Here is a 25,005-nt window from a genome sequence, read left to right on the forward strand (position 1 = left end):
AAAACCTTGTAAACGTAGCATTTCCCTTTCTGTTAAGCGTCTTTTCCCATCCACTAACAAATAATTATAGGATGCTCCCGCTCGCAAGGCACAGGAATAGGGATAAGCACTGACATTACCTCCTTTATTTTCGTGCCAGATAGTCGGTTCCCTATAAGGTTTTTTTCCCTCTCTTTTCAGCAGGCGACTTTTTTGAATTTTTTCGGAAGCATAATAAAAATCCGAGACATTTTCTTCTAATATTTCCGTTAAAGTTGTTCTAGATAAAGCTGGTTTTGGCCAGATAAAACCCCTAGTTTCTCGGAAACCAACGATAAAAATTCGTTCTCGTTTTTGCGGTAAACCAAAATTAAGCGCATTCAAAACCCGATAATCGGTATAGTAATCTAAATCTTGCAGAGTATCGAGAATAACTTCTAAGGTTTTTCCCTGTTGATGTCCCTGCAATTGCTTGACATTTTCCAGAATAAATGCTGCGGGTTGTTTGGCTTTTAAAATACGGGCAATCTCAAAAAATAGCGTGCCTCTGGTATCTTCAAACCCCTTTAAATCACCACAAATACTAAAGGGTTGACAGGGAAATCCCGCCATTAAAATATCGTGATTGGGAATATCTAGGGCAGCGATTTCGGTAATATCTCCCCGGGGTTGGTCGCCAAAATTAGCCTGATAAATTGACTGAGCATCTTTATCTATATCACAGGAAAAAACACAATCAGATTCTAAGTTTTTTTGGCGACAAACTTGTTCAATTGCCACTCGAAACCCTCCCAAACCACAAAAGAGGTCAACAAAACGAATTTTTTCTTTGTTTTTTAGAAGGTTCATTGATAGCATCTGATCGGCAGTATCGCCAATTATGGGAATAATTAAAAAAGAGACGCTTCTAGAAACGTCTCTAGAGGATTTACTTGCGGTTTTAAACCGTTTCTACCAAGGGACGGGTTAACTTATCCAACTGTTGGGTTAACAGACTCAGGAATAAACCCACATCGGTGACGATACCCACGGATTCTACGGAACCTCGATCGCTTAATTTTGTCACCACGGCCGGGTTAATATCAACACAGACCATTTTTACCCCCGCCGGTGTCATATTGCCCACACCGATGGAATGGAGCATACTAGACAGCATGAGAATCATGTCTGCACCTTGAATTAAGCGGGAATATTCTTCCTGTGCTTTAATTAAATCCATCTCCGTATCCGGAAGCGGACCATCATCGCGAATTGAACCGGCCAAACTGAAGGGGACATTATTCTTGACGCATTCATACATTACGCCTTTTGTCAATACCCCGGCCGATACAGCTTTGGCGATGCTGCCGTGGCGACGGATGAGGTTGATAATCTTGAGGTGGTGACGATGGCCACCGCGCACGGGGATGCCTTTCTGCATATCTACCCCTAAAGAAGTACCCATGATCGCCTGTTCCATGTCGTGAACTGCGATCGCATTTCCCCCCAGTAAAGCGTGAACGTAACCATCGCGGATTAAACGGGAGAGATGTTGCGCTCCTCCAGTGTGAATGACCACCGGACCTGCCGTTACTACCACTTTACCGCCCTGGTCGCGAATTTGGCGCATTTCCCAGGCAATCTGCTCCACGGTTAACTCGACTCGGCGCTCGCTGGAAACCCCCGCACCCATAAAGGTAAATTCCTGGGTGCTGTTGCGTTGTTCCCTGGATTCCGCCTGTCGGATAGTACGGATGCCCTCAACTCCCACCATAACGCGATCGCCAGCTTTTAAATCCCGCAGCAGAGTACATTTTGCCGTTTTGCCTTCCGGACTTTCAGTGACGACGATGGCTGCATCCATGCGTTGATTTTCCACCCGCACCCATTCACAGTTAACCCGCACTTCCGTGGGATAGATGGTGCTGACATAAAAATCATCGGGAGCGACCCCATCTTGAGCGACAATGGCGGTATTGACATCACAGATTTCTTGGGGACGAGCGGCCGCACCGAGGTCGATCAATTGTACCATGATCTCCTCCATTACCTCGTGAGAGGGTGCAGAAACCCGCACTTCGGCCGAGGAGGTACTTTGGCGCTCAATCCCCAAAGTGAAGTTTAAAACCTTGAAGCTGCCCCCATTTCCTACCACAACATCGAGAGCTTTATTCATAATTCCCGCGTCGAGCAGATGACCTTCTAGCTGGAGAATGCGACTTTCAATGGTGACATTAGCGTGATGGTCTGGAATTAAGGGTTCCGTGGTACGCAGGGTTAAACATTTAGCGGCTCCTCCTGCTTTTAAGAACTCCGTCAGGGGAGTTTGTACCACTTCAAACCCTTTTGACACTAACTTATATTGTAAATCGTCACTAATTTTATTCATGACGATTACTTGACCGATATTTACTGCATTACAAGCAAAGTTAACCGCATCGGCTTCTTCAACGATAATGCGTTTTTCTTCGGGAATTTTTAACTCAATTAACCGATTAGAATAGGCATCAAAAGCATCGGGATAGTAGAGGAGATAACCGCCACTAAGGGGACAAAAACAGGTATCAAGGTGATAAAAACGTTCATCGATTAAACGTAAGGATAAAACCTCGATATCGAGCCATTTAGCGATTAAAGGGTGGGAATCTAACTCAGTTCTGAAGCCATATCCTGCCCATAACCAACGTCCTTCCCGATCTAATAATGCGTCTCCTGCACCTTCAAAGGGTAAATCTTTGGGCAGTTCATGAACCGTAAAACCGTTATCTTCAAACCACTGCTTAAAATAGGGTTCTTCTCCCTGTCTTTCTTTGTGTAAAAAGCGACTGAGAACGACTATTTTTTCCAGAACTAAACCTGCATTAGCGGTAAAAACCATGTCGGGCCAGCCTTTTTCTGGTGGGACTAAATCCACGAGCGCCCGATCTTTGAGAACATGATAAAGCTGCTGCCATTGTTGCCTAGCTTTTTCCTGGGAAGATTTGTGAATGTTGCCCTCCATCCAAGGATTAATCACATAATCCACATCGTAATGATCGGGAGAACACATCAAAAAGCGAATGGTTTCAGTCATATTTTTTGACAATGAATATTCAGTATAAGTAGTCTGGAGATAAGTTTAGACCAATCTTCCATTATACTCCACTTTGCCCCGAAATGTCACTAGGCCTAAGATTAGGACAATTCCCGCTCTACAAGCTAAAAACAGCCTAATCCTAGCCGATAACTGACGGCTAGAAGCTTAAATTATTGTAAATCCTGATATTTAAATAACCCCATAAATTTCGATTTGCGTCCGTGTTCCTTAATTAAACTTTCCCGATAAGTTTGCCATTCTTCCCGTCTTCCTGATATATAATCAGCCATTTAATCGCTTCTTCCTAGGGATCAGCCCTTTTTTCGTCCAGTATCTTTTCCGCAGCAGGACGTACATGATCGATCACCCAGTTAGGATCGACGGTAGCAGCCGCATCCATTATCCGCCAAATTAGGTGAGACTGCACATAGGAATTATTAGAAACGACTTTAATTGCATCTCTAACTAGGGTTTGCGGCAAAAAGTTTTTCGTGGGGGTAGGGTGTGGGCTTCGGCCGTGAGCTCAGCCGAACGGGTGTGGGGTGTGGGGTGTAGGGTTTTACCGATTTTCATCTGGTCAATTACCTAATTTTCAGGGAAAAAGTCCCTGAATTTTCCCCCCGATCACTCCCATATTTGGTACTTTTTGATTGACAAAAAGTCTAAAAGTTTTACCCAACAAGGTTTTTAGATTTATTCAGCAAGTCCTAACTAAATTTTCGTGGAGAAATATATCGATTTTAGCCTCTGTGGAACGTCCACCGCTAAACCGGTTGGGTTGACCCAAGGAAACCCAACAAAAAGTCATGAGAGCAGGGGAATAGCGATCGCCATTCGGGAGAAGAATAATGTCTGGGGGAAGTTCAGTTATTAACCGAATTAAGCTGTTTTTGCAGTGCCACAATGCGATCGCTTGTAGCTGGATGGGTGCTGAGAATTGTCGGGGTAGAACCCCCCTGTTGTGCTAATTTTCGCATAAAGGAGATCATCGCCGTGGGTTCATAACCAGCCCTGGCCAAATTTTTTAAACCCAGTCGGTCCGCTTCTAATTCATCCTTGCGACTGTTTGGCAAACTGTAGGCGAGATTAACCCCCAATTGTACCCAAGTTTTTGTCTCTAATCCCGCCGCACTGAGAAGTCCTTGAGCGAGGGCAGTATTGCGTAATTGGGTGATAGAATGACGACCGACGATATGGCCGATTTCATGGGCAATGACGCTGGCTAATTCTGCCTCATTATCAGTAGTTTTAATCAATCCCGTGTGTAAATAGACAAATCCGCCCATAGTTGCGAAGGCGTTAATGCTATTGTCGCGCACCACTTGAAAAGTGTAGGGAAGGTCAGGGCGATCGCTAGTTGTGGCTAATCGCTGCCCGATTTCTTGGACATATTGGTTAATTCTGGCATCTTTGGACAGTTTCACCTTACCTGATTCTAATAAACCTTGATTAATCTGCCTACCGATGGCGACTTCCTGCTGAGGAGAAATAGTGGAGAGTTGAATAACTTGCACACCCCGAAAAAGTAAATCCATCCACGAGAGCGCGAAACTGGTTTGGGGATTGATAATCCCGATACTCAGGCTCAGCAGCAGAGAAATGATTGTTAATAGCCAAAAACGGTAGAAAATAGGGCGCATAGACGATTCGATCCCATAAAAACCTCATTCCCATTCTAGACAGTCCCTATCACCCTTTGTCTGTTACTGTCCCCGATTGGTTTGATAGACGTAAAAGTTAAATAAATCGAATAAACTGCCAACAAAAGCAAAAGTAACAGCGATGGTTAACATTCCTTGTAGGGGATAACCGCCACCAAAAATGGTTAAAAATTGCAGGATTTGGCTAAAAACAGTCTGAGAAACCCAAGTAAAGCCGGGGACGTGACTGGTGGCCAATAAAGCAGTTAAAATCGAACCCACCAGGAGGACGGGGGCAACAAAACTTAATAGGGTGGAAAATAGCAGAGAACGGAGCAAAGTAAGCATGGGTGCTGATCTCCAGAGAATTGGGGGGCGATCGAACGGGAATAAGAATTTATACTCGCTCCCCTCTAGGATATACGTTCATCTCCGATAGGGACGGTTTTTTAAAAAATCTTAAAATATCATTAAGATTCTTGGTTAAGAAAAATATAGCAGAGGAAGTCCCCACAGGAGCGTACACCGGTGGGGATGCAGCGACTGCCTCCTTTCCGCTTGCTCAAATCCCGTGCTATAACGTTGACCATTAACTGCCCGAAGCGGATAAAACCAGAGGATGATAGAAAAGTTAGAATTACCCTTTCATCTATGACTCTAGATATTATCCCTGAAGGGGAAGAACGCAAAGTAGAAGCTGTCAGTAGTGCCGCTATTGATGGGGCGCCGATCGCCTATATTGTCGTCTTAGCCGCCATTGTCACTACCCTTTCTTTTATTCCCTTCTCCATTGTCCTCGCTTCCGGCGGTAGTATGCCCCTCAGTCAAGCGGTTTTTCCCCTCTTGGGTTGGTTACTCGGCCCGATCGCTGGTGCGATCGCTAGTGGCATTGGGTCCTTAATTGGGGCTTTCCTTGCCCCCTACACGGCAGGAATTCCCGCTATTTCGGTCTTTGGGGCGATTTTGTCTAGTTTTGCGGCGGGAACAATGGTTTTAGGCAAAAAACGCCGTTATTGGTGGTTAGGATTGACGTTAATTTTTCTGATTCCCCTGTTTATCTACGCTAACCGGGCGATCGGACTGAACGGCATTTCGCCACGAGTCTTTATCGCCGGGGCTTTCGTCGATTGGTCGGCCTTGGTATTATTTATCCTACCAACCCGGACTCTTTTTACCCATTGGATCAAGGGTAGCAATTTGGCCTTAGTAGCGGCGGGAATTTTTGGGGGTACCTGGACCGCCAGCGGCCTCTCCCATTTAGGGGCCGTGGCCATTACCTACTCGATTTTTAACTGGCCCGAAGAAGTCTGGATCGCTTTAATTCCGATCATTCCTGTAGAAAATCTGATTCGTTCCCTCGTCGGTATGGTGATCGGTTGTGGTGTCATTGCCGGTTTACGAGCGATCGGTTTGGTCAAATCACGAGAGGCGATCTACTAGGTAGGAGCTGCTGAAAAAGTTTTTCCTGGGGACAGGGTGTGAGGTGTGGGGTGTAGGGGCGGACTCAACGGGAAGAATTCCTGCGTTGCGTCCAACCCGACAGCGAAAAAAAAGCGAACTAGCGTTTTAGCCAACTCATCATCGCCCGCAGATCCTGACCGACTTCTTCGATCGAATGTTCTGCCTCTTGACGACGCATAGCGGTGAACCCCGGTTTACCTGCTTGATTTTCGAGGACAAACTCTCTGGCAAATTGTCCCGATTGAATTTCCCGGAGGATTTTCCGCATTTCGGCCTTAGTCGCTTCCGTCACCACCCGCGGACCGCGAGTATAGTCACCGTACTCGGCTGTATTGGAAATACTATCGCGCATTTTGGCTAAACCGCCCTCGACGATCAGATCGACGATCAGTTTTACCTCGTGTAAACACTCAAAATAGGCTAATTCGGGTTGATAACCAGCTTCCACGAGGGTTTCAAAGCCAGCTTTAATTAAAGCACTTAAACCGCCGCATAATACTGCCTGTTCGCCAAAAAGGTCGGTTTCTGTTTCCTCGCGGAAAGTGGTTTCCAAAACCCCAGCCCGAGTGCCACCGATACCTTTAGCGTAGGCCATTGCCCGATCGCGTGCTTGGCCGGTAGCATCTTGATAGACGGCGAATAAACAGGGGACCCCTTGACCTTGTTCGTAGGTGCGACGGACGAGATGGCCCGGTCCTTTGGGTGCGACCATAACCACATCGACATTATCCGGGGGAACCACTTGACCGAAATGAATATTAAAGCCGTGGGCAAAAGATAACACCTTGCCTGCGCTTAAATTCGGGGCAATTTCGTTGATATAAATCGTTTTCTGCACTTCATCCGGTAAGAGGATCATGATCCAGTCGGCAATTTTAGCGGCTTCGGCCACATCATAAACCGGAATACCGGCTTCTTTGGCTTTGATTGCCGATTTACTGCCGGGATATAGACCAACAATCACATTAACGCCACTATCCTTGAGATTTAATGCGTGGGCATGACCCTGGGAACCATAACCAATAATAGCGATCGTTTTTCCCGCTAATAAATCTAAATTGGCATCCTCATCATAGTACATTCGTGCCATCGAACTCGCTCCTTAACTTCTTTTGTCACTATGCAAACTCCTAATTATACGCGAAAATCACGCCTGTCAGAAGCATTCGATCGCCTATTTCTAGGAGTCAAGAAAAAATAGTGCCTAGAAAAATTGAAATTTTCTTGAGATATTTGGGTAATCTAACTAGGGAAAGCTGACTTGATCTAGTTGAGCAGAAGGGGGGGGATAATGGCCAATTTTTAGCTTGGACTTGGTTCTTTCAGCAAAATTGATTACAATATCACTATCATTAAGCACTTCCTCTCCTCCTATCCAGTTAGGATTAACCTCGGTCTGAACACAGATAATCAGGTTAATATTAGTGCAGAAATAGCTTCTCTCTCCTTCGATTTTCACCGGTTCTGGGTAATTTACCCAGTTAGGATCGTTTATAGACTGATTTACTGCCTTGAGCGATACTAGATAAAATCAGGTGAAAAGATCAAGATTATTGGCTTTGTTGATCACCAATTCCCTTAGAGCTGCCCCAGAAAATCTATGGTAAGTTTTTTTAAGAAGCTATTGACAAAAAAAACTCAAGGTATTGGGTTAGAGATTACCCCAGAGCGCATTAACGTGGTTCAGATGGCCAAACAGAAACAAAATTATAAATTAGTTAAATGTTGTTCGTCGGATATCCCAGAAGGCATCTTTGAGGAGGGAAAAATCGTCGATTCCGTCGCTTTAGCGGAATTAATCCAAGAAGTCCTCAAGGAAAATAAAATTAACAGCAAACGAGTCGCTACTGCTGTCCCCATGCGCGAGTCAATTATCCGGATTATCCCTATTCCCTCGGAATTGGACGAGGAGGAATTGCGCGATCTGGTCTTAAATCATCAAGCTAATTTATACCTTCCCTATCCGCGGGAGGAAGTGGATATCGACTACCAAAAACTGGGCTACTTTCAGGATGAAGACGGGATCGAAAAGGTGCAGGTTTTGCTGGTAGCTACTCGTCGGGAGATCACCGATGCCTATATGGAAACCCTGCAACGGGCAGGATTACAGGTAGATGTGCTAGAAATTAATAGTTTTGCCCTAATTCGGACGATTCGCGATCAGTTGCGACAGTTTAGTTCCAATGAAGCTACCGTTATTGTCGATATAGAATTTGATAACACGGAAATTGCCATCGTGGTGGACGGCGTTCCCCAATTTTCCCGCACTGTCCCCATCGGCACTTTCCAGCTACAAAATGCCATTTCCAGGGCGATGAATTTGCCCACCTCCCGCAGTCCTGAGATTCTTTTGGGGATGACAATCCCGACCACTGCCTTTGATAGTCTTGGCACCAATACCGGTCTTTCCAGAACCTTTACTACCGCCGGGATGGCGGCACTGATGCGGGTTTTAGGGGAATTAACCGATGAATTGCGGCGATCGATTAATTTCTATCTTAACCAAAGTGATGAACTGGAAATGGAAATTGTCCAGTTACTTTTAGCCGGTCCCGGGGGCGGTTTAGCGCAACTAGACGAATATTTTACTCAACGTCTCAGCGTCCCCACCATGGCAATCGATCCAATCGCATCACTGAACTTAGATACAACTCAAGAGATTCCTAATGCCGAAAGACCTGGTTTAGGAACAGTTCTGGGTTTAGGATTGCGGGAGGTTGACCATTAGCCAAGGTTTTGTCAACATACGTTTACATACGCTACTAATTAGGGTTGGCTGAATAATAGTAAAACCCTTTTAAAATAAGGCTTTTGACCTGTTAAAATCCGATGTTCATGCTGCGAAAATCGGATTGGGACATTCAAAAACCTGGCCTTATTCTTTTTTTAGTACAGAAACTGGTACAAAGAAGCAGGGCAACAAAGCCTGAAACTCCCGACTCCCGACTCCTGACGACCGGCTACTCACTCCGTTCGGACCTCGGCGTGAGACTTCGGACGTTCGGCGAGCTCACGGCCGAAGCCTAACCCCACCAACAAACTTTTTCAGCAAACCCTAAATAAAGAGGTTTTGACAACCAAATTAAAGCATATCTAAAGAGTTTTGGGTTAAAAGTTAAACTTCAGGTTTTTATTCATAACAAATGAACTAACTAATTTTTTGGGGAAAATTAGTTAACCCACGACCATAACATATAATTAATTGGCAAGAGTTCTTTTGATGAAAGGCTATGGGTATCAGCATCCTGAGAATCTTGGCGATCGCAGCCAATAGTTTTCGCGAGGTTATTCGCGATCGCATTCTTTACTTTATCGGGTTTTTTGCCCTATTGATGGCCTTCGCTTGGCGTTTATTACCGGAAATTGCGGTGGGAACCCATGAGAAAATCTTTCTTGACTTGGGATTAGCCGCTATCGGGTTATTAGGGGTAATTGTCGCCGTTTTTGTGGGTACAGGGCTAATTAATCAGGAAATTGACAAGAGAACTATTTTAGTTTTGATTCCCAAACCCCTGAGTCGGGCCGAATTTATCCTCGGTAAACACTTGGGTTTGTCTGGGGTTTTAGTGGTGATGTTGGGGGTAATGTTGGTGATTTACTTGCTGATGTTGCTGGGGATGAAAGTATCTTTTCAACCTTTACCCCTGATTGTCTCGGTTTTCTATCTCGGTTTGGAATTAATTCTCATCGCAGCCGTGGCGATCGCTTTTGGGGTATTTACCAGTTCGATTTTAGCCACGTTAATGACTTTTGGGGTCTATCTAATGGGTCACATCAGCAAAGATCTGATCCAATTGGGTATAATCAGCAAAAATGCCAATATCCTTGCTATCACCAAAAATATTTATCTAATTCTCCCAGATTTGGAGAGATTGAATTTTAGAAATGAGGCCGTTTATGGTTTGCTGCCTAGTGCTGATGTCTTAATCGGTAATGCCCTCTACAGTCTCGTTTATACTGGTCTATTATTGGGTATCTCCATCCTCATCTTTTCACGACGACAATTTTAAATGGCCTTGCCGAATGTCATCGCCATCGATTAGTTTATAGACATGATTAGCCATGAAATTAAAGGCACAACTGCATATTTTAAGTCGAGAAGCGGTCAATTACGGACTGGCAACCGTGGTCATGGAAGAAGCGGTTAATCCCGTCCTTGCAGCTTTTGCTAGACAGTTAAAACATTTACAATACTATGTGGTTGAGAATAGCCAGGGTGATTGGTTACTAACCACCTTAGCCCATCGGCAGCAGCCGCAACGAGAGAAAAGGGTGATCTATGCCTTTGCCACGGAAAAAATGGCCATATCTGCCCAAAATACTGCTAATTCACCCCTATCAACGCTCCTGATTCCCGTAACCCATCTTTTATTCCAATTATTTGCCGTAGAAAAAGTAGATAGTATTATTTTTCTGGAAAATGCACACACCGCTCAAACAGGAAAAGAAATCTCCCGGACCCAATTAAAGGCTAATATTGAAAAACAACTGCAAAAACTAGGGGCAATTCCTCCCAATCTTGCTTAATTAGTTATCAATAGGGAAAAGTTAATTATCTGCAATTGCCTTTTTTACTCTCACTCACATTACCATGACCGAGCCAACCCGATTAAACTATCATGATACCTATTCTTGTCCCGTCTGTCGCCATGGTAAAATCGCCACTTTACCCCTAATGGAAGCCTATGCTTGTAACTTTTGTCAACACATTTTTACTGCTAATTTAGAACAACAGGTTTTAAAAATGGCCGATAGTCAATTACCCTTAACTTGGTATTGGAATGGTAAGTATTGGCAGGGTTTACCGAGAGAAGGAATGGAGATAGCAGGTTTTTACTTAATTATCGGTTTAGGATTTGTGATTTTTCCCACAGCAATTGTGGCGACAGGGGCCTATCTTTTCCCTCCAGTCGAGGGGAGTCCTTTGTCATGGGTGCCTCTATTTTGGTCGATTTTAACCTTTATTTGCCATGGTATTTGTTTACTCTGGTTAATTATCGAATATTATCAGTTTCCCGTTAATATGTATCTGCGGGCCCTAGCTCGTCGTTGGCAAAATTCGGTCGTCACTAGATTATTATCCTAGTAAACATTCAATCCCAGAAAGGGGAGCAGGAAGTGGGGTGTGAGGTGTGGGGGAATGGGAAGAATAAATAAAAATAATCTCCTGAATACTGACTCCTGATTACTGACTCCTGATTACTGATAACTGATTACTGTTCTCTAAATTATCCCCAAAGGACAAAATTGACCCGATAATTCTAGTTTATTGTTTTGCAGCAGATATAAACCGTACTCAATTCCTTCTACTACTGCTTGATAGGAAGCTTCTAAAATATTACTAGACACTCCCACAGTAGTCCATCTTTGTTGACCGTTACTCGACTCGATTAAAACCCTAGTTTTCGCTGCCGTCCCCGAACCACTATCGAGGATTCTCACTTTATAATCGGTCAGGTGAAAGTTAGCAATTTCGGGATAGAATTTGACTAAAGCCTTTCTTAAAGCCCGATCTAAAGCAGCCACAGGCCCGTTACCCTCGGCCACTTCTAATAAATCTTCCTCTTTTACCCGTACTTTAATTGTTGCAATTGCATTACCACTATCCCGCAGCATATCACAATACACTTGGAATCCTTTTAATTCAAAAAGGTGGCTTCTTTGTCCCAAAGCTTCCCGCATTAATAACTCAAAACTAGCTTCGGCTGCTTCAAACTGATAACCCTGACTTTCTAAGATTTTTAAACGTTCCAAAATTTGCCTACAGGTGGGATCATCTTTATTTAAATCGATGCCAAAACTACGCGCTTTCGCTAACACATTACTTAATCCCGATTGGTCAGAAATGACGATGCGGCGCTGATTCCCGATCGCTTCCGGGTTAATATGTTCGTAGGTGAGGGGATTTTTCGCCACCGCAGAAACGTGAATACCGCCTTTATGGGCAAAAGCGGAACGTCCGACGAAGGGAGCGTGATCATCTGGGGCTAAATTGACCATTTCGCTGATTTTCCGGCTAGTTCCCGTCAATCGACCTAATTGATTTTCTTCTAGGCAAGAAAAGCCCATTTTTAACTGAAGATTGGGAATTAAAGTACATAAATTGGCATTGCCGCAGCGTTCCCCATAACCGTTAATTGTGCCTTGAATCATGCGTGCGCCCTCGTTAACTGCCGCTAAGGAGTTGGCTACGGCGGTTCCCGCGTCATTATGGGCATGGATGCCTAATTTAGTCCCATTTTCGTTATCAGGATCGATGCCCAATTGCTCCCGCACTTTCTCCACAATCGGGGCGATTTCTTGGGGTAAAGTGCCACCGTTGGTATCACAGAAAACTAACCATTCGGCCCCGGCATCTCTGGCGGTTTTGAGGGTTAAAAGGGCGTATTCGGGGTTATTTTTGTAACCATCAAACCAATGTTCGGCATCATAAATGACTCGTCTTCCCTGACAGCGTAGATACTCGATCGTATCTCCTATCATGGCTAAATTCTCCTCCAGACTGGTTTTTAAGCCCTCTGTGACGTGCAGATCCCAAGATTTGCCGAAAATTGTCACCCAACGAGTTCTAGCGGCGAGAATGGCGGTTAACATCGGATCTTCCCGGGCCTCGACATGGGGGCGACGCGTGGAACAAAAAGCGACTAATTCGGCTTGTTTTAGGGGTTCTTCGTGCAGTTTCCAGAAAAATTGACCGTCTCTAGGGTTTGCGCCGGGCCAACCGCCTTCGATAAAAGGAATGCCCATTCTATCTAATTCCCTGGCGATTTTAATTTTATCTTCCAGGGAGAGGGAAATACCTTCTCGCTGGGCCCCATCCCGGAGAGTAGTGTCATAGACCCAAATGCGCTTACCATTGTTCATAGAAATAGTCAATAGGTGTTAATATTAATTAATAACTGTAGCAAGTTAAAATCACGTCCCTAATGCCTAGAATAACAGTTTACGATCAAACAATCACCCGCGATCGAGGTGAAAATCTCCGTCGTATATTATTAAAACATGACATTTCTTTGTATAACGGCGGTTCCAAGTTGATCAATTGTCGCGGCATCGGCAGCTGTGGAACCTGTGCGGTGGCAATTGTTGGCGAAGTTTCTGCTATCAATTGGCAGGAAAAAGCGCGTCTTTCTTTACCTCCCCATAACCCCAATAATAACCGTCGTCTTGCTTGTCAAGTCAAAGTTTTTGGGGATATTGAAGTGACTAAATACGATGGTTTTTGGGGACAGGGAGACGCAGTGATCAGTTATCAGTGATCAGTTATCAGTGATCAGTTATCAGTTTTGAGTTATCAGTGAGCAGTATTAAAGTGTTAAAGTATTAAGTGGCAAGTTCGGAGCCTTCTTTTCACTGTTTACTGTTTACTGTTTACTGTTTACTGATTAAGGTTATCAAATGAACGAGACAACAACTTTTCGGATATCACCAATAATTCGGGTAACTTTATTAAGTTTATACATAGCGTTAACCATCCCTTTACCCTTTTTAGCAAAAGTCACTAATTCCCCCGTTAATCCCAATTTTCTTTGGATAGGAATTAGCTTAGGATTAATCGCTTTATACGGAGCTTTAAGTGAAAGAGTCATTTTATCAGAAACAGGGATACAAGTTACCTATCCCCAATGGTTTCCTGCTTTTCTTCGCTCTGGTTGGTGGTTAAATTGGACAGATATAAAAGAACTTAAATGTCGCAGTACAGGACAGGGTGGTTTAGTTTATTATTTCCTTGATCGCTCCGCGGAAAAAGCCTATTTATTGCCGATGCGAGTAGTGGGATTTAATCGCATGGTCAAAATAATCGAGGAAAAAACTAACTTGGATATGACCGATATTCGCCCCCTTTCTCAGCCTTGGATGTATGGAATTCTTTTTATTCTCACCCTATTTTTATTATTAGTCGATGCTTGGACTATTGCTACGGCGAGAACTATGATTCCCTAATAAATTCGGCTCAAAACATAATCTACTAGCTCGATTAACACCTCTTTTGAGGGAGAAGAAGCTAAACAGTCAAGGTGTTTTAAGGCACTTTGTCCATACTGACTGGCTAATTCTTTTGAGCGAGGAATACCTTGGCTAGAGTGAATAAAATCAAGAGCTTTTTCGATGTCTCCTTCCTGACTAAACTCCCGTTCGATTAACACTTCTATATAGGGATTTTCCTCCATGGCAAAGAGAGCGGGAGCAGTGATATTACCACTGATCAAATCGGAGCCAGAGGGTTTTCCTAATACTTCCGTGGGAGAGGTAAAATCGAGAATATCATCGACGATCTGAAAAGCTAATCCTAAATTGCGGCCATAATTATATAAATGATGATTAACTTCGGCCGATTGATCGCTTAATACCCCGGCTGCTTTGGCACTATTGGCAATTAAAGAAGCAGTTTTGTAGTAACTTTTTTCTAGATAAGCTTCCAGGGAGATACTGGTATCAAAGCGATTAATTCCCTGTTGAATTTCCCCTTCAGCAAAATCGCGAATCACTTCTGAGAGTAATTTTACCACTTCTAAATTATCTAAATTAGCTAGATACCAAGAGGATTGAGCGAAAAGAAAATCCCCCGCTAAAACCGCCACGCGATTGTCAAATAAACTGTTAACGGTGGGAACACTGCGCCGCAATTCTGCCTCATCTACCACATCATCATGGACAAGACTGGCAGTGTGGATCATCTCCGTGATTTCCGCTAATCGACGATGACGGGGAGTGATATCCCGGTCTAACATGGTAGCGCGAGATACCAGCAACACGATCGCCGGTCGAACGCGTTTACCACCGGCCTCGAACAAATGTTCTGCTGCCGCCGCTAAAATGGGATGACGAGCGCCGACGAGATTTTTTAAGTTATCGGTCAAAAGACGGAGATCATCGTCAACGGGTGCGAATAAAGAAGTTGTTGGGATCATTGGTTAGCCAATTGGCGAGATAGTTACGAAAGTTTACATATCCTTACATTTATTTTAAGCTAACCGTCCAGACTAGGGAAGGGGAAGCATCAGTGATCAGTAAACAGTGAGGGGTTAGAGGTTGGGGTATTAGTTGAAATTTTCCCATTTCCCCACACCCCACACCCCACACCCCACACCCCACTTCCCTGGTCCCTAATCTTTTTCCCGACAAAACCCTTGTCATTGTCAAGACTCTAGGGTAACTTGTATATAAAAATTAATAAAGCGAGAAGTATTAGAACGATGTTGAGACTAATTAGCGACTTTGACGGCCCGATAATGGACGTATCGGAGCGATATTACCAAGTTTATCAATACTGTTTACAGAAAACCGCCTATAAAGGTCAAATTATCGGGGAATTATCGAAAGCGGAGTTCTGGCAGTTAAAACGGGATCAGGTTTCTGAGAAGCGTATCGGGGAAATGTCAGGATTAGATGAAGATCAGGCCCGTAAATTTGCCCATCTTCGTCGTCAAACTGTCCATACTTTACCCTATCTTGTCCACGATCGCCCGGTGGTTGGTTCTTTGGAAACTCTCCAGAAAATCCAAGAGTTAAAGATCGATTTAGTCGTGATGACGATGCGGCGGGTATCCGAGCTAGATCATGCCTTTAATCGCCACGATATCGGTCGTTTTTTCGCCGCTAATCGTCGTTATTGTCTAAATAACAATTACACCAAAACCAACGACGTGCGCGACAAAACCCTGCTTATGGCTAAGGCCGCAAAGGAACTGCCGGCGGCTGCCGATACTTGGATGGTGGGGGATACGGAAGCGGATATTGCCGCCGCTAAGAGCCAAAATATTAAGGTTATTGGCGTATTATCGGGGATTCGCAGCCGTTCCCGTTTAGAGAGCTACGAGCCTGATTATATCGTCAATAACCTTGGGGAAGCAGTGGACGTGATCTTAGGATCCCTACGAGCGATTGGTTAACGGAAAAAACTACTAATCACCCAAAAGATCAGAAAAGTGACGAGCGCATAAATTTGGCGATCGCCGAAAATATTCAAATCAGCCTTGGCCGCTAAACTAGCTAATCCCGCTCCCAGAGCGACTCCTAGCACTAAACCAGCGAGAGTGAATAGCAAGGCGCGGCCAAAACGTTTTTCTTTGCGGTTGAAAAAATAGATATTAACGAAAACGCCAAAAGCTAAGAGCAGCGGTAAAAGGGAGCCACTGGGATCGGGAACTAACAGCGTTATTGCTCCTAAACAAGCGTAAATCACTGCTGGTACGCCGATATCCTGTGCAGAAGGTGTATCGATTAAGCTTTTCCACCAGTTAGGAGATTTACTGCTAGTAACTGGTTTACTTTCCACCGGAATCGTCAGACGTTCGGGAAAACGAATGCGATCGGGTACTTTAATCCTACCTTCCTGTCGCATCCGCAGTCGATCCATGAGGACAGAATCGTAGGCCGCCTCGATCGATTCGACAATTTTGCTATCATTCTGATACTGTTGCACCAGTCTTTGTTTGGCCTCTTGAATTTCTTCAAAAGAGGATTCTTCAGTAACCCCAAGTTGTTCGTAGGGATTCTGTTCACTCATGAACATACCTCCTTAATTATGCTCCCGATAGTCATGATCTTAACCCTATGTTCTGTAGTTTAACTTGAGATCCAAGCTTATTTAAATTAATTAAGTTTAGCGAAAATCTGAGCAGAATCGATCGCTTCGTAGGGATAACCACTGGCATCTAAAAGGCTTTTTTCGGCGATTTCTCCTTCTTTAACGATAATTAAGCGGTTTTTGCCCCCGTAGGCTTTAATTGTGACAATTTCTAAAGCAAATAACCCCGGAGAGAAACGGGGATTTAAGGCCCCATCGTACTCGAATTTACTCTGCATTAACTGCAAAGCATAGACGCTACTGCTATCAAAGGGTGCTGCCTCCCGCAGGGTTTTGGCCCGCAGCACTGGGATTAAATCGCGAAAGGGAATAGAAATCTTTTGCAGGGTGCGATCAAGTGTATCAAAAGAATAACAGTAACCGATGCCGTCCCAACGTCCTTCACAGCGCAGAATTAATTTATAGCGTTTTCCGTCCCCTTGTACCTGTAATTCTATTCCCTCGTAGTTAGATAAATTTAGGGGAGGATTCAGGTTTCTGGTACGAACTGAGGCAAAACCGCCGTTATTTTCGGTTCTAACGATACCAGAAAAGAGAGCGCGTCCTCCGGTTAGGGTTATCTGACTCTCACTCACTCCTCCCATTACCACATCATCCACCGCACCCCAGATTTCTTTTATATCACTGCTGGGATTGCTAAAGTTAAAGAGGGTTTTTTCGGCGCTTATACCAGCATTTTTCAGTAAATCGAGTAAATTGGCTAAACTATGGCGGTTATTCTCCCCTTGACAGTAGATAATCTCATCAATCCCCATGAACAATTGCGGGGTTTGCAGAGCGAATAAATCGACATTTTCAGCAAATAATTGACGTGCAGACTCGATATTATCGACTAAAGCGCGAATTTGATAGTTTTGCTGCTGTAGTTGAGCGATTACCTTTCTACCGATCGCATTTTCACCACCAATGACTAAAATAGTCTTCATTGCTTGCTCATTTGTTAGCTGAATTTTTTTATCTTCCCCGAAACCGAGCAGTTTTTGCAGACAACTCCAGAGGGGAATACTATCAAAATAGTCCAGAGTTTGCCAAAATCTCTGAAAATCCCAGTTTTTTGATTCAGCCATAAATTTTATCTCCTTACTGCCGTTAATTTTTATTTTATCGAGTTAATTTGGCTGTTTGAGATCAAAAGCTCTCCTGTAAACCTCAAAAATCTTCCGTTAGGTGAGGAAACTCCGAGACAGGAGGAGAAAAAAGACAAGAGACAACTATCCTACCCATAAAACCGAAGATGATGTCAAATTTATCTGTGCTTTTAGATATTTTGACCCGATAGCGGCTCGAGAACTTACTTTGACAGGATATTAATTCTAACAAAAAATATTTTGGCTTTATTCGATTCCATACTATCTAAGTTTTTAAGCTCATTAAAACTACTAATTTGCCATAACCAGTCTAGAGAGCCAACGGGAGGAAGCTGCAAAAGTTGTGGAGTTAATTAACAATCATCCCCGAAAATGTCTTGACTATCCAACCCCCTTTGAGGTATTTTATCAAATACGATCGGATAGTGATGCAATTCAGATTTGAGTTTACTGCAAATTTTTTTAATCATCATGCCACAACAATCCTTAATCCCTAAAACCCCGACAGATCAAGCCCTCCCCAATCCCCTAGCACAAAATAGTTTAAATGTCAAGCTTTTTAGAAAAATATGTTTATTGTCTCCCCTGTTGTTTTGGGAATTATTTGGTTTAGCAGTTAGCTCGGTTAAAGCAGTAGAAAATCTACAATGTCCTGTCATTTCTAAGGAAGAAGTTGATACAAATGCTCTCCAAAGAGAAATTGCTAATTATTCGGCCACTCTGCGAGTCTATCCTAGCGATCTGGGTACGATTAAACTTTATTTTCAACGGGGAATGGCGCGAGAAAAAATCAACGATCGAAACGGTGCGATCGATGATTTCAGTCAATACATTTGGTATAGTAATTATAATGCTCCCGCCTTCAAAGATCGACAGTTACTAGCCCAAGCCTATTATCAAAGAGGTGTGTTAAAGTTAGCCATGGCCAAGGAGCAGCGTCAGCCAAAATTATTAGAAGCTGCCCGCTCAGATTTTCAGCAAGCCTTTAAATATAATCCCAATAAAAGCGAAGTTTACTTTAACCTAGCAATTATTGCATCTTTGCTCAATCATCAATCCTTGGCTTTAGATTATTACCGGCGTTTCATCGGTTATGAAACTGAAGATTATCGCGGCTATTATCATCGAGGACAGCTATACTCTCAGTGGGGAAATTATGCAGAGGCTATCAAAGATTATGATCTGGCTATTTTATACAAACCCGATCTAATTGAAGGATATTATAATCGGGCTATAGCTTTAGAAAAGATAGGAGGAAAACGAGAGGCTTTTAAGGATTATAAAATCGTTTTAAAATGCTCACCTAACTTATTTTTAGCCAAGAATGCTCCTAGCAGTTATCAAAACCGTGCCAGAGTACAAATTGAAATGGCTGACGAGGAAGTAGAATTAGCCAATTTATCGAATAATTCCCCGGAAGGATATCAAACAGCGATCGAGTATTATAATGGAGCCATCAAAGACTTAGCACTTGTCATCCGTGTTAATCCCAACTACGATAAAATTCCCCATTCTAGAGCATTTATTAAACGGGGTTATGCTCACCTAAGACTCAACAATAATCAAGGGGCAATTCAAGATTATAACCAAGCAATTTATCTGCAACCCCAAGACGCAAAAGCCTATGTATATCGGGGGTTAATGCGAGCGAATAAATATCAAGAATACGCGGGAGCTTTAGAGGATTTTACTGCGGCAGTAGCACGAAATCGTCATGATGCAGCCGCTAACTATCATCGGGGGTTAGTGCTGTATAAATTGGGGCGTTATCAGGAGGCAGTAGATAATTATAATATTGCCTTAGACCAAGATGATCGGATCAATACACCTAGTTTTACTTCTCGCTCTGTCTGTAGCGAAAATATCCAAGAATCTGCCGACAAAAACTATTTTTATAACTCCAGAGAAACCGATTTTCTTCCTAATTATAACGTCTCTTGTCATGCTCTGGCCCGGGGAGATGCTTATTTTGCTCTGAAAAATTTTGCTGCGGCCGAAAGAGATTATACTACTTATATAGTTGCCTATCCTAACGATCCAGAAGGGTATCATAAACGGGCCAATGCGCGTTTTGAAAAAGGGGATAAACAGGGAGCGATCGAGGATTATAATGTATTCCTAGAAAAAGTCCGTGATGGGAGAATTTTCTATAGTCGTGGGAATAGTAGCGCTGACGTGGGAGATGACCAAGGAGCGATTACAGATTATCTGCAATCTTTGAGCATTAATCCTATCGATGTGACAGCGTATAGCAATCGGGGAAATGCACGCACTGATACCGCTACTATTCCCGATAATGTACAAGTAACACCGAGAATATCGGCCAATCCGATCGCCTATAATAATCGTGGTATTATTCGACGACAAACTGGGGATAAGGAGGGTGCTTTAGAGGATTTAGATAGGGCAATTAGATTGAATTCCAATAATCCGATCGCCTATAATAACCGGGGAGTGATTCGCTTTGATTTGGGAGATAATGCCGGAGCTTTGGAGGATTTAAATATGGCTATTTCTCTCCAGTCTAACTATGCTGAAGCTTACTATAATCGAGGTTTAGTTAAGGAAAAAATAGGCGATAAAAGGGCAGCGATCACCGATTATCAATTAGCAATTACTCATCAGCCAAATTATGGCGAAGCTTATTATAATTTGGCGCTTGCCACCTACGATGATAAAAATCCTAGTAGTCGAGTAGTGAGCCTTAACTATTTGCAAAAAGCTGCTAATGCTTTGATAAAAACTGGTAATTTAGAACTGTATGAACGGGCGGTAGAATGGATGTTAAAAATGCAGTAATTTCTCGAAAAAATAAGCTAATTTTTGACAAAGACTTCAAGACTTGGCTATTTCAAGCCTTCAAAGAGCGGGGGAGTCTCTTATTGCCGATCAATTAGCCGCTAATCATCATGCTCTTGCTCAAGAGCTACAGCAAGTTTTAGGAAAGCAACGGTTGAAACAGATTCCAGAGAATGGATTAAGATTACTTCCTAGATATCGTCACAGTGGCGAGGATTTAGTTATACTTGAAGAAAGCTCTATAGATTCAACTCAAATTGTCTTTAATCAAGAAACTGAAGCTAAAATAGAGAGAGTCTTAGATCAACATCGTCAACGACAAAAATTAGCTAAGTATGGATACTTACCAAAGACCAAACTTCTTTTCTGGGGGCCTCCTGGGTGTGGTAATAAGATTAAGTGCTGTTATTTCTAGACCCAAGGAAACCCAACAAAAAGATTCAGACGGATTTAGGTGTTGGGTGTTGGGTTTCGCTTTTCCTTGAAATTGAGAGGTTTTCTTTAACATACTTATTCGCTCAACCCAACCTAGAAAACTACTACAGTTGCGAGAACAGTTTTCGAGCATCGGCGATGATTTTATCACCCCAGAGATTTTTTTGCAGGGTTTCAACCTTGGCAAATTCAGGGTCGATTTTAAGCGCACTTTTAGCAAGTTTGATCGCTTTCTCCGTATTGCCTTGACGGTAGAGGGTAACAGCGAGAGCCAGTTGATTTTCGGCAGATTGGGGGTTAATTTCAAGACTTTTTTGAAATTGGCTACTGGCCAAATTTAGATCGCCTTGTTCGTAATGAATTAAGCCAATATTGGTAATCGCAATCAGATTTTTTTCGTCCAGTTCGAGAACTTTTTGATAGTCTTGTAATGCCTCGCTATAGCGTTTTTGTCTTTTGTAAATTTCTCCCCGGAAATTATAAGAGTCCTTGCGATTGGGATCGAGATCGATCTCCCGATTAAAATCCGCTAGAGCTAAATCCCATTTTTGAGTTTGATAGTAAAGGATTCCTCGCGCAGAGTAAAATGAAGCATTGTCTGGCTTAAGCTCAATTGCCTTATTAAAATCCGCTAGAGCTAAATCCCATTTTTGCCATTCTAGGTACTTGGAGCCGCGCACGAAGTAGGCATCCGGAAATTGCTTGATCTCGATAACTTTCGTGATATCTGCAATCGCTAAATCCCATTTCTTTTGTTGCTCATAAATAATATAACGTTGTAAATAAGCCGACCAGTATTTCGGATCGAGTTCGATCGCCCGACTGTAATCAGCTAAGGCGATATCCGATTTTTGCTGTTGTCGGTAAATTTCCCCACGGTTGTAATACAGTTCTGCATCGTTACTATTAAGCTCGATCGCCTTATTATAATCGGCAAGGGCGAGATCGAGTTGATTTTGACGGTAGTAAAGAGATCCCCGAAATCGATAAAATAACTCGAAATAAGGATTTAATCGAATCGCTTGGCTGTAATCGGCGAGTGCGAGATCTCCTTTTTTCTGTAACTCGTATAAAGCCCCTCGTTGGAAATAGGCGAGTTCGGGATTTGGATCGGTTTCGATCGCCTTATTATAATCGGCGAGAGCCAGATCCCACTTTTGTTGTTGGAAATATACACTTCCTCGACGACTATAACCATCGAAATTACCGAGTTCGATCGCCCTGCTATAATCGGCGATAGCGAGATCCCACTTTTGTTGTTTATTGTAAAGATTTCCCCGCGCCTCGTAACTCGCGGCGGAATTCGGATCGAGTTCGATCGCTCGATTATAATCCGCTAGGGCTAAGTCCCATTCGCGCCGCCCCTCGTATAATCCCCCGCGACCACCATAACCGAAGGCGGAATTCGGATCGAGTTCGATCGCCCGGTTCAAATCGGCTAAAGCTAAGTCCCATTTTTTGAGGGAAACGTAGGCCAAACCGCGCATGATATAAGCGACAGCTTGATAAGAATAACTGTCGATCACTCTCGTGAAATCGGCGAGCGCTAACTCGTTTCTTCCTTGAAAATGATAGAAAATCCCCCGTGGAAAAGAAAGGATAGGATTATCGGGATCAATGCTAATCGCTCGATTATAATCCGCTAGAGCTAAATCCCATTTTTTACGCGCCATGTAAAATATCCCCCGACTCGCATAAGCTCCTGCGAAATTAGCATCGATCTCGATCGCTCGGTTATAATCGGCTAGAGCTAAATCAAATTCTTTGCGCTCTTTGTAAACATCGGCGCGGTTTATATACGCCCTAGCGTTATTCGGATTTAACGCCAGTGCTTTATTATAATCGGCTAACGCGAGATCCCATTTTTTCCAAGCACCGTATAACATCCCGCGATTGCTGTACCAACCGGAACGGGGAGCGATTTCTATGGCGCGGTTGATCGCTTCTAAGGCTCGATCGTATTGTCTTACGTCCTGTCGTATAAAGGATTGTCGTATAACCAATAGCGTCGATAAACTATTGTAGTAATTCGGATTGCGGGGAAAGATTTTTATCGCTTGTTCATAGCTCTCGATCGCTTTTTCGTATTGACCTAGACTTAACGCCCAATACAGTGAACCCCTCTCGTGTAAAATTTCAGCGTGAAATTCCGAACCTTGCTCGCGAGTGGGTAGGGTAGCGAGGGCTTTCTCGATCGCTTCAAGAGCGTCCCGATATTGATACTGACGATTGTAAACTAACGCTTTACCGTACCAAGCTAAATAGGTGTATTCGGGATCGTTTAATTGTATCGCCCGATCAAAAGCTTGCAATGCTCGATCGTCTTTTTTCAAGCGCCAGAGTTGATTTCCCCGCTCGATCCAGATATTCGCGGGCGCGTTGGTTTCCGGTACTTCTACATTGACGAGGGTGCGATCGATCTCCTCTTTTTGTTGTGCTGTCAATCGGGGTTGCACGGTAACTAAAGAAGGTAATTTAACTTGAAATTTTTCCTGTAAACCGATGAAACTATTAATCGGAATCCCTAAGCTAAAACCTAGCTGAATTCTGCCTTTTACTCCCTCGGAGCGCCCGTGAATGCCGATTACCTGTCCGGCTGCGTTTAAGACTGGGCCGCCGCTCATACCGCCGAAGGTAATACTGGTATAAACCATATCGTAACCGCCGCTCAGGGAACTAACTCCGAGGGATGCCCCGCTTTGGGTAATCGTAAAATCACTCTGTCGCGTGGCGAGAAGTCCTTCCTCCTGACTTTTCACCGCACCGCCGCTAAAGAGCCATCCCGCTCGTTTATCGCCGATTTTGGGAAATCCCGCCACAAAAACGGGACTCTCTCGATTGGGGCTATAGTTGGCGATTTCTGCGACTGGATAATTCTCGTTACTCTCGAAGGTAAAAATGGCCAGATCGACCCCTTCCTGTCGAATAATGGTTTTTCGGTCGAGGGGAAGGGTTTTGCCGTCGCTGGTGGTGAGGGTATAGGTGTAATCGGCACAGGTTTTCTCCTCGGAGATTTTCTCACAGAGGACATGATCGGCGGTTAATACGGTGTAGGATTTTCCTTCGCGGGCGATAATTGCGCCGCTACCGTTGGCCTGACTGCTACTATCGATCCGGACGGTGAAACCCTTCGCTTTTGTTTCTAATTGGGCGATATAGCCAGTATAGGTGGGGTTTTCGATGCCCGGTGAGCTTTTCGGTAAGGGTAATTGGTACGCGCTGAGGATTTCGGGACGGATGTAGGTTAATAGGGTATGAAGGGAAATGCCCCAGTTAACCGCTCTCATCTGTTGGATTTCTGCGTCTGTGGGTTTTGTACCGTCTTCGTAGATGTAGTTAGAGAGAATCGGATGGGCCGATCGCCCGTTAATGCCGATTAACTCATCCTCGAAAAAGATACCACCGCCGCTCATTCCCTGCACGATATCGCCACTATAACCGACGCTGTAGCCCTCCCGGAGGGGTCGATCGCTCGTCTGTTCAATTTTCCCGTTATCGGTGGTGTACTGCCCCGTTTCTGCGGAATAACCGGTCACGGTGATATCTAGTTCCGTTTCCATGGGAATGACACTGATTTTAGCGATCGGATAATTCCTGGTATCGCTAAACTCCACCAGGGCCAGATCCTTATCTTTTAAAAGGGAATTCGGCGCGATCGAGGCTGTGCGGGTTTGGCCGTCGTGGGTTTGGATCTGTAGGGTTTTCGCGCCGCGGATAACGTGAGCGTTGGTCAAAACGAGGTATATACTGCCTTTTTTCCCGATAATGATTCCCGATCCCCGATTTATCTCGCTAGTAATCTTAACGGTGACTTGACGGATCGATCGCTCGATCTGCGCGTCTGGGCTGTCTTCCGCCACGATCGCCGGAGCAGAGAAAGGGGATAGCGCTTTAACCGGTACGACGGGCAGAAGTAGGAGGCTTAGGAGTAGGGGAAAGGGTTTCAACATGGTTATT

General features: G+C 43.9%; 22 protein-coding genes and 1 pseudogene. 11 read left to right on the top strand and 12 right to left on the bottom strand.

Annotated elements, in window-relative coordinates:
- The 5 genes from dcm to IM462_RS00320 all read right to left on the bottom strand — a co-directional run.
- The coding region (dcm, locus tag IM462_RS00300) for a DNA (cytosine-5-)-methyltransferase (protein ID WP_287701644.1) at positions 1-828 on the bottom strand (828 nt) is incomplete at its 3' end.
- 91 nt (positions 829-919) lie between these two features.
- A complete protein-coding gene (gene argZ / locus IM462_RS00305; protein ID WP_287701646.1) occupies positions 920-3,031 on the bottom strand; it encodes a bifunctional arginine dihydrolase/ornithine cyclodeaminase in 2,112 nt (703 codons plus the stop codon).
- Between the two features lie 307 nt (positions 3,032-3,338).
- A complete protein-coding gene (locus IM462_RS00310) occupies positions 3,339-3,515 on the bottom strand; it encodes a hypothetical protein (protein WP_287701648.1) in 177 nt (58 codons plus the stop codon).
- A 382-nt stretch (positions 3,516-3,897) separates the two neighbouring features.
- Positions 3,898-4,674 carry a M48 family metallopeptidase gene (locus IM462_RS00315; protein ID WP_287657471.1) on the bottom strand — a complete coding sequence of 259 codons (777 nt, stop codon included), beginning with the start codon at positions 4,672-4,674 and terminating at the stop codon, positions 3,898-3,900.
- Between the two features lie 63 nt (positions 4,675-4,737).
- The gene (locus tag IM462_RS00320) at positions 4,738-5,022 is read right to left on the bottom strand and encodes a hypothetical protein (RefSeq protein WP_287657470.1); all 285 of its coding nucleotides are present in this window, start codon (positions 5,020-5,022) and stop codon (positions 4,738-4,740) included.
- A gap of 303 nt (positions 5,023-5,325) precedes the next feature.
- On the opposite strand from IM462_RS00320, the gene IM462_RS00325 reads away from it, so the two are divergent.
- Entirely contained in the window at positions 5,326-6,114 is a 789-nt protein-coding gene (locus IM462_RS00325) for an ECF transporter S component (RefSeq protein ID WP_287701650.1), read from the top strand.
- Between the two features lie 118 nt (positions 6,115-6,232).
- Here IM462_RS00325 and ilvC read toward each other — a convergent pair whose 3' ends face one another.
- Together ilvC and IM462_RS00335 are read right to left on the bottom strand one after the other, a co-directional pair.
- Positions 6,233-7,225 carry a ketol-acid reductoisomerase gene (gene ilvC / locus IM462_RS00330; RefSeq protein ID WP_045361115.1) on the bottom strand — a complete coding sequence of 331 codons (993 nt, stop codon included), beginning with the start codon at positions 7,223-7,225 and terminating at the stop codon, positions 6,233-6,235.
- Positions 7,226-7,381: 156 nt separating this feature from the next.
- Positions 7,382-7,594 (bottom strand): hypothetical protein, encoded by a 213-nt coding sequence (locus tag IM462_RS00335; protein WP_287701653.1) that lies wholly within the window; start codon positions 7,592-7,594, stop codon positions 7,382-7,384.
- A 141-nt stretch (positions 7,595-7,735) separates the two neighbouring features.
- Here IM462_RS00335 and pilM point away from each other — a divergent pair, with 141 nt between their 5' ends.
- The 4 genes from pilM to IM462_RS00355 all read left to right on the top strand — a co-directional run bounded on the left by pilM (position 7,736) and on the right by IM462_RS00355 (position 11,221).
- Positions 7,736-8,863: a type IV pilus assembly protein PilM gene (gene pilM / locus IM462_RS00340; RefSeq protein WP_287701655.1), complete on the top strand. Its 1,128-nt coding sequence runs from the start codon at positions 7,736-7,738 to the stop codon at positions 8,861-8,863.
- A 502-nt stretch (positions 8,864-9,365) separates the two neighbouring features.
- Positions 9,366-10,145, top strand: coding sequence for an ABC transporter permease (locus IM462_RS00345; protein ID WP_287701657.1), 780 nt, complete (start codon positions 9,366-9,368; stop codon positions 10,143-10,145).
- 52 nt (positions 10,146-10,197) lie between these two features.
- Complete coding sequence (locus IM462_RS00350) at positions 10,198-10,662, top strand: hypothetical protein (RefSeq protein WP_287701659.1); 465 nt, start codon at positions 10,198-10,200, stop codon at positions 10,660-10,662.
- Between the two features lie 64 nt (positions 10,663-10,726).
- The gene (locus IM462_RS00355; RefSeq protein WP_287701661.1) at positions 10,727-11,221 is read left to right on the top strand and encodes a hypothetical protein; all 495 of its coding nucleotides are present in this window, start codon (positions 10,727-10,729) and stop codon (positions 11,219-11,221) included.
- 137 nt (positions 11,222-11,358) lie between these two features.
- Here the strand turns inward: IM462_RS00355 and cimA are convergent, their stop codons facing one another.
- The gene (gene cimA / locus IM462_RS00360; RefSeq protein WP_287701663.1) at positions 11,359-12,999 is read right to left on the bottom strand and encodes a citramalate synthase; all 1,641 of its coding nucleotides are present in this window, start codon (positions 12,997-12,999) and stop codon (positions 11,359-11,361) included.
- 62 nt (positions 13,000-13,061) lie between these two features.
- On the opposite strand from cimA, the gene IM462_RS00365 reads away from it, so the two are divergent.
- Positions 13,062-13,394, top strand: a complete 333-nt coding sequence (locus IM462_RS00365; RefSeq protein WP_287701664.1) for a 2Fe-2S iron-sulfur cluster-binding protein — start codon at positions 13,062-13,064, stop codon at positions 13,392-13,394.
- 139 nt (positions 13,395-13,533) lie between these two features.
- Entirely contained in the window at positions 13,534-14,079 is a 546-nt protein-coding gene (locus tag IM462_RS00370; RefSeq protein ID WP_287701665.1) for a hypothetical protein, read from the top strand.
- On the opposite strand, the gene sds is transcribed toward IM462_RS00370, so the two are convergent.
- Entirely contained in the window at positions 14,076-15,047 is a 972-nt protein-coding gene (gene sds / locus IM462_RS00375) for a solanesyl diphosphate synthase (RefSeq protein WP_287666325.1), read from the bottom strand. The two genes, IM462_RS00370 and sds, sit on opposite strands and share 4 nt — an antisense overlap.
- Before the next feature lie 285 nt (positions 15,048-15,332).
- On the opposite strand from sds, the gene IM462_RS00380 reads away from it, so the two are divergent.
- Positions 15,333-16,028: an HAD family hydrolase gene (locus IM462_RS00380; protein ID WP_190380565.1), complete on the top strand. Its 696-nt coding sequence runs from the start codon at positions 15,333-15,335 to the stop codon at positions 16,026-16,028.
- Here the strand turns inward: IM462_RS00380 and IM462_RS00385 are convergent.
- Together IM462_RS00385 and IM462_RS00390 are read right to left on the bottom strand one after the other, a co-directional pair.
- Positions 16,025-16,645 carry a CPP1-like family protein gene (locus IM462_RS00385; RefSeq protein WP_287701667.1) on the bottom strand — a complete coding sequence of 207 codons (621 nt, stop codon included), beginning with the start codon at positions 16,643-16,645 and terminating at the stop codon, positions 16,025-16,027. The genes IM462_RS00380 and IM462_RS00385 overlap by 4 nt on opposite strands.
- Positions 16,646-16,731: 86 nt before the next feature.
- Positions 16,732-17,793: a CIA30 family protein gene (locus IM462_RS00390; protein ID WP_287701669.1), complete on the bottom strand. Its 1,062-nt coding sequence runs from the start codon at positions 17,791-17,793 to the stop codon at positions 16,732-16,734.
- A gap of 364 nt (positions 17,794-18,157) precedes the next feature.
- Here IM462_RS00390 and IM462_RS00395 point away from each other — a divergent pair.
- The 3 genes and pseudogenes from IM462_RS00395 to IM462_RS00405 form a co-directional block, all read left to right on the top strand.
- Positions 18,158-18,259, top strand: a pseudogene (locus IM462_RS00395) (IS30 family transposase); the annotation flags it as partial.
- Between the two features lie 26 nt (positions 18,260-18,285).
- Positions 18,286-20,613 (top strand): tetratricopeptide repeat protein, encoded by a 2,328-nt coding sequence (locus IM462_RS00400; protein ID WP_287701671.1) that lies wholly within the window; start codon positions 18,286-18,288, stop codon positions 20,611-20,613.
- A gap of 43 nt (positions 20,614-20,656) precedes the next feature.
- Positions 20,657-21,028, top strand: coding sequence for an ATP-binding protein (locus IM462_RS00405; RefSeq protein ID WP_287701673.1), 372 nt, complete (start codon positions 20,657-20,659; stop codon positions 21,026-21,028).
- A 124-nt stretch (positions 21,029-21,152) separates the two neighbouring features.
- Here IM462_RS00405 and IM462_RS00410 read toward each other — a convergent pair whose 3' ends face one another.
- The gene (locus IM462_RS00410; protein ID WP_287701675.1) at positions 21,153-24,998 is read right to left on the bottom strand and encodes a serine protease; all 3,846 of its coding nucleotides are present in this window, start codon (positions 24,996-24,998) and stop codon (positions 21,153-21,155) included.
- Between the last annotated feature and the right edge of the window lie 7 nt (positions 24,999-25,005).

Origin of the sequence: Microcystis sp. M144S2 (genome assembly GCF_020246065.1) — a bacterium.
GTDB lineage: Bacteria > Cyanobacteriota > Cyanobacteriia > Cyanobacteriales > Microcystaceae > Microcystis > Microcystis ichthyoblabe_A.

What these genes read in the sequence shown, in the direction of transcription:
- argZ (WP_287701646.1), bottom strand. Translation starts at nt 3,031, where the DNA reads ATGACTGAAACCATTCGCTTTTTGATGTGTTCTCCCGATCATTACGAT.
- IM462_RS00315 (WP_287657471.1), bottom strand. Translation starts at nt 4,674, where the DNA reads ATGCGCCCTATTTTCTACCGTTTTTGGCTATTAACAATCATTTCTCTG.
- IM462_RS00320 (WP_287657470.1), bottom strand. Translation starts at nt 5,022, where the DNA reads ATGCTTACTTTGCTCCGTTCTCTGCTATTTTCCACCCTATTAAGTTTT.
- IM462_RS00325 (WP_287701650.1), top strand. Translation starts at nt 5,326, where the DNA reads ATGACTCTAGATATTATCCCTGAAGGGGAAGAACGCAAAGTAGAAGCT.
- ilvC (WP_045361115.1), bottom strand. Translation starts at nt 7,225, where the DNA reads ATGGCACGAATGTACTATGATGAGGATGCCAATTTAGATTTATTAGCG.
- pilM (WP_287701655.1), top strand. Translation starts at nt 7,736, where the DNA reads ATGGTAAGTTTTTTTAAGAAGCTATTGACAAAAAAAACTCAAGGTATT.
- IM462_RS00345 (WP_287701657.1), top strand. Translation starts at nt 9,366, where the DNA reads ATGGGTATCAGCATCCTGAGAATCTTGGCGATCGCAGCCAATAGTTTT.
- IM462_RS00350 (WP_287701659.1), top strand. Translation starts at nt 10,198, where the DNA reads ATGAAATTAAAGGCACAACTGCATATTTTAAGTCGAGAAGCGGTCAAT.
- IM462_RS00355 (WP_287701661.1), top strand. Translation starts at nt 10,727, where the DNA reads ATGACCGAGCCAACCCGATTAAACTATCATGATACCTATTCTTGTCCC.
- cimA (WP_287701663.1), bottom strand. Translation starts at nt 12,999, where the DNA reads ATGAACAATGGTAAGCGCATTTGGGTCTATGACACTACTCTCCGGGAT.
- IM462_RS00365 (WP_287701664.1), top strand. Translation starts at nt 13,062, where the DNA reads ATGCCTAGAATAACAGTTTACGATCAAACAATCACCCGCGATCGAGGT.
- IM462_RS00370 (WP_287701665.1), top strand. Translation starts at nt 13,534, where the DNA reads ATGAACGAGACAACAACTTTTCGGATATCACCAATAATTCGGGTAACT.
- sds (WP_287666325.1), bottom strand. Translation starts at nt 15,047, where the DNA reads ATGATCCCAACAACTTCTTTATTCGCACCCGTTGACGATGATCTCCGT.
- IM462_RS00380 (WP_190380565.1), top strand. Translation starts at nt 15,333, where the DNA reads ATGTTGAGACTAATTAGCGACTTTGACGGCCCGATAATGGACGTATCG.
- IM462_RS00385 (WP_287701667.1), bottom strand. Translation starts at nt 16,645, where the DNA reads ATGAGTGAACAGAATCCCTACGAACAACTTGGGGTTACTGAAGAATCC.
- IM462_RS00390 (WP_287701669.1), bottom strand. Translation starts at nt 17,793, where the DNA reads ATGGCTGAATCAAAAAACTGGGATTTTCAGAGATTTTGGCAAACTCTG.
- IM462_RS00400 (WP_287701671.1), top strand. Translation starts at nt 18,286, where the DNA reads ATGCCACAACAATCCTTAATCCCTAAAACCCCGACAGATCAAGCCCTC.
- IM462_RS00410 (WP_287701675.1), bottom strand. Translation starts at nt 24,998, where the DNA reads ATGTTGAAACCCTTTCCCCTACTCCTAAGCCTCCTACTTCTGCCCGTC.